This window comes from Archangium sp., assembly GCF_036389735.1.
In the GTDB taxonomy this organism is placed as follows: domain Bacteria; phylum Myxococcota; class Myxococcia; order Myxococcales; family Myxococcaceae; genus Archangium.
Window position 1 is genome coordinate 1 of sequence record NZ_DASVWK010000413.1, and the last position, 4033, is coordinate 4033.

Genomic DNA, 4033 nt, shown 5'->3' on the forward strand with positions numbered 1-4033 from the left:
CCACGAGCTCAACCAGCCGCTCACCTCGGTCATGGGGTACGCGGAGCTGCTCAAGCGCAGGCTCAAGGAGGAGGACACCTCCTACAAGCCGGTGGACATCATCTACCGCGAGGCCGAGCGCATGGCGGAGATCGTCCGCAAGATTGGACGCATCACCCGCTACGAGACGAAAGCCTATATGGGGTCCCAGCAGATCGTGGACCTCGACAAAGCCAGCTCGCATGACGACTGAGTCCCGTCGCGCGCCGGAAGGACCTCCCGCCGAGGTCTTCCGGGCCTTCTTCGAGTCATTGGAGCAGCCCGCGGCGCTCTGCGACGTGGAGCTGCGGCCGCTGGCCTGCAACACCGCCTTCACTCACTTCTGCTTCGAGCACGGCGCGACGGTGGCGCAGCTGATGGAGGCGCTGGCGGGGTCGAAGGTGCCCGACGAGGGGACCTCGTGCGACGTGGAGGTGGCGCTGCCCGAGGGAGGCGTGGCGGTGATGGGGTTGGCGAGGCGGGGCGGGGTGGTGTCGGTGGTGGGACGGCGCGAGCCGGAGCTGATGCGCGGCCAGCTGGTGGTGGTGGAGCAGGCGCTGCTGGAGCAGGCGCGCACCGAGGGCGTGCTGCTGGACCTGGGGCGCAGCGTGGCCGAGGCGGGCAGCGAGGAGGAGCTGGTGGCGGCGGTGGCGCGCGGGGTGAAGGAACTCTTCCCCGAGCGGGCCTTCTGCATCCGCATCATCGACGCGCGCACGGGTGGACTGACGAGCCTCTACGCGGAGGGCCGGCTGCGGGACGGCTCGAGCGAGCCGCTGGTGCTCAAGCGCAGCGCGGTGGAGAAGCTGCACCTGTCTCTGGAGACCATTCCCGCGGGCCGGGTGGTGGTGGCCCCGAGGGTGCCGCTGCTCTTCGAGAGCAGCACGGGGGGGGTGAGTGCCCCCCTGGTGGCCAGCGGGCAGCTCTACGGCGTCATCAACCTGGAGTACCCGTCCACGCTCGGGGACGCGGTGGACATGCCGCACGACGAGCGGGTGCTGGTGCAGCTGGCCAACCAGGTGGCGGTGGCGGTGAAGAACGCCAAGCTCATCGACGAGCTGACGTTCGTGCGCAAGTACCTCGAGGAGCTGCTGGAGAAGGCCAACGCGCTCATCGTGGTCATCAACCGGGACAAGAAGGTGGTCGTCTTCAACCAGGCCATCTGCCGGCTCACCGGTTTCGCCAAGGAGGAGGTGCTGGGCAAGGAGGTCTCCTGGCTGGTGCCGGACGACGAGCGGCTACGGCTGGGCTCGGTGCTGGCGGCGGCCCTGCGGGGCGAGCCGGTGCCCAACTTCGAGGTGCGGCTGCGCACGCGCACGGGTGAGGCGCGGGCCTCGTTCGCCGCCTCCTCGGCGCTCACCTCCCAGGGGGAGGTGGAGGGGTTGATGGCCATCGGGCAGGACGTCACGGTGGTGACGCAGTTGGAGCAGCGCGTCATGCAGGCCGAGAAGCTGGCGTCGATGGGGCAGCTCGCCGCGAGCGTGGCGCATGAAATCAACAACCCGATGACGGCGGTGGTGGCGTACGCGGAGTCGCTGCTCCAACGGGCGATGGTGGCGGGCAGCGCGGGGGCGGCGGACGCGGAGAAGCTGAAGAAGATATTGGAGAGCGGCCACCGCATCCTGCGCTTCACGCGCGATCTGACGACCTACGCGAGGCCGGCCAAGGAGCGCCCGGAGCCGGTGCAGCTCAACGCGCTGCTGGAGACGGCGGTGGGCTACTGCGAGCACGTGGTGGCGCAGGCGAAGGTGTTGGTGGAGCGCGACTACGGGGATCTGCCGCCCTTGTCGGGGGTGAAGGCGAACCTGCTCCAGGTGTTCGTGAACCTCATCACCAACGCGTGCCATGCGATGCAGCCGGGCGGGCAGGTGTCGCTGCGGACGCGCAAGGAGGGGCGCGAGGCGGTGGTGTGGGTGAAGGACACGGGCTGCGGCATCTCGCCGGAGCACCTGTCGCACATCTTCGAGCCCTTCTTCACCACGAAGACGGAGGGGCGGGGCACGGGGCTGGGCCTGTCCATCGTGCAGCGCATCGTGGAGAAGCACGGAGGCCGGCTGAGCGTGGAGAGCGAGCCAGGCCGTGGCACCGTCTTCAGCGTGCACTTCCCCCTCAAGGATTGAGGCTCAGCTCTCGTCGTCCAGCTCCTGGGTGAACTCCTCCTTCGTGAGCAGTCCCTTGCGCGCCATGATGCGCATGAGGGCCCAGAACTTGCGTTCCAGCTCCTCCACGGGATCCAACGGCTCGGTGGGCCCGGGGGCGGCCCCGAAGAGCGAGTCCAGATCGGCGCTGAGATCCGCGGCGCGCTTCACGGAGGAGGGCTTCACCTGGCCGCGCTTGCGCCGGTGCTGCTCCTCGCGCTCCTGGATGAGCTGCTCCAGGGACACGCGGCGGGTGCTCTCCCCCTGGGGAAGCTCCTGCCCGACGATGATCTCCTCGACGTCATCCTCCTGGGCGGAGGGGAGGGGCTCCGAGGCGGGCGTGGGAGCCAGGACGGGGGGGCCCCCAGCGGCGGGGGCGCTGCCCGGGGCGGGCCGTGGTTGGTAGTAGCGCTGGAGGGCGGCGCGCACGGCGGACAGGGGGGCCACGCGGGTGCTCACCTTGAGCCCGGTGGTGAACTCCATCTCCTGCACGGCGGTGGAGTCGAGCGGGTCGGCCATGGCCACCACCAGCACCTTGCGCCCGCCCACGCTCTCCAGGGCCACGGGGAACAGCTCATGCTGCTCGCAGAAGCGCGGGCGCAGCAGGTGGATGGCGCTCCAGTCCGGGGGCCGGTTGGCCAGGTCGATGACGGGCACCCCCAGGGCCTCGCTCAGCGCGTGCGCGAGCGTCCTCTCGGTGATGGCGCCCAGGGACACCAGCGCGGCCCCCAGCCGCTTCTGGGTCTGTTGCTGCACCTGGAGCGCGGCCTCGAGCTGGGCCGGGGTGATCGCCCCCCGCTCCAGGAGCAACTCGCCGATCCGCTTTCTGGCCATGGGGTCCGCCCTTAGTCCCGCCCCCAGGGGCAGTCAAGCAGGCGACGCAGTGCGACAGAGGCAGTACGTCCGCCACCAGACCTACCGTCCAGACTGTGTCAGATCGCAAAATTCCCGTGAGATTTCAGCAACTAAGCGTCCCTGGCACGCCTTGACACTCTTGGAGGGGCGTTCTTAAAGTCCGCCTCCATTACAAGCCATTCCCGGCTACCGGATCGTGTGAGAGGTCGCACGACGAGGTACCCGACGGCACCGGGGCCCGTCACGTCGGGCTCTCGCCCCTTTTTGGAGGCAACACGCGATGAACCTGGGGTTTCTGACGAATCTGACCATCCTCGCCAACGCCGGCGGTCACGGCGCTCAGCGCACGCTGTTCGAGGAAATCGCCATGCGCTGGGAGGCGGGTCAGTGGGGTATGTACCCCATCGCCGTCTGCCTGGTGTTCGCGCTGGCCATCATGATCGAGCGCGGCATCGTGCTGTTCGGCAAGGCGTCCATCAACAAGGACGCCTTCCTGCGCGGGCTCAAGAAGCACATCTACGCCGGTGACCTGGACAAGGCCATCAACTACGTGGCCGGCCAGAAGCAGACGCCGCTCACCCAGGTCATCAAGGCCGGCCTGATGAACGTGCCCAAGGGCGAGGAGGAGGTCCAGGCCGCCCTCGATGAGGCCAGCCTGCGCGAGACCCCGAAGATCGAGGCCCGCACCGGTTACCTCGCCATGCTCGGCAACGCGGCGATGCTCGCCGGTCTGCTTGGTACGGTGTCCGGTCTGATCAGCTGCTTCGAGGCCGTGGCCAACGTGAACCCGGCCGACAAGGCGACCATTCTCGCCAACGGTATTTCTGAAGCCATGAACTGCACGGGCTTCGGTCTGCTGACGGCCATCCCGGCGCTGATCGCCTTCTCGGTGCTCATGGGCCGCACCCAGGGCCTCATCAACGACATCAACGAGACCAGCGTCTCGGTCCTCACCCTCATCGTCACCAACCGCGACAAGTTCAAGAACATGACCATCCCCACGTCGTCGCATGGCCACGGGGACG

4 protein-coding genes are annotated in these 4033 nt (G+C 68.4%); 3 read left to right on the plus strand and 1 reads right to left on the minus strand.

The annotated features are described in order from the left end of the window. Together VF794_RS14850 and VF794_RS14855 are read left to right on the plus strand one after the other, a co-directional pair. Nucleotides 1–232: sensor histidine kinase (locus tag VF794_RS14850; RefSeq protein ID WP_331110894.1), on the plus strand; the 232-nt coding region annotated here is incomplete at its 5' end. Then, nucleotides 222–2135, plus strand: coding sequence for an ATP-binding protein (locus VF794_RS14855; protein ID WP_331110895.1), 1914 nt, complete (start codon nt 222–224; stop codon nt 2133–2135). The genes VF794_RS14850 and VF794_RS14855, both read left to right, overlap by 11 nt. Nucleotides 2136–2138: 3 nt before the next feature. On the opposite strand, the gene VF794_RS14860 is transcribed toward VF794_RS14855, so the two are convergent. Beyond that, complete coding sequence (locus VF794_RS14860; RefSeq protein ID WP_331110897.1) at nt 2139–2987, minus strand: hypothetical protein; 849 nt, start codon at nt 2985–2987, stop codon at nt 2139–2141. Between the two features lie 301 nt (nt 2988–3288). On the opposite strand from VF794_RS14860, the gene VF794_RS14865 reads away from it, so the two are divergent. Next, a partial coding sequence (locus VF794_RS14865; protein WP_331110899.1) for a MotA/TolQ/ExbB proton channel family protein occupies nt 3289–4033 on the plus strand: 745 nt, incomplete at its 3' end.